The organism is Photorhabdus africana, assembly GCF_035181445.1.
Lineage (GTDB): Bacteria > Pseudomonadota > Gammaproteobacteria > Enterobacterales > Enterobacteriaceae > Photorhabdus > Photorhabdus laumondii.
Window position 1 is genome coordinate 1 of sequence record NZ_JAXBVE010000231.1, and the last position, 302, is coordinate 302.

Below are 302 nucleotides of genomic sequence, written 5' to 3' on the forward strand. Positions count from 1 at the left end.
TAACGGTGATGATTACACCGGCGCCTGGGGCAAAGCCAACGTTATCACTAAAGTCGGTGACGGGCGTAATGTGGTGCTGGCGAAAGGTCAGGCCAACATAATCACTCAGGTGGGTGAGGGAGACAGCTTTAATGCCTTATGGAGCGAAGGCAATGTTGTCACCAAAGTGGGAGACGGTATGCAGGTGACGGCGGCGAAAGGGAAAGCTAACGTGACCACGACAATAGGCAATGGTTTAAATGTCACCGCCGCGCATGGCGACGCTAACATTAACACTCATGTGGGTGAGGGTATTTCGGTTA

Annotated in this window: 1 protein-coding gene; it reads left to right on the plus strand. The window is 52.3% G+C overall.

Annotation, left to right across the window (positions count from 1 at the left end):
• Nucleotides 1-302: hypothetical protein (locus tag SLS51_RS23540; protein ID WP_323840883.1), on the plus strand; the 302-nt coding region annotated here is incomplete at both ends.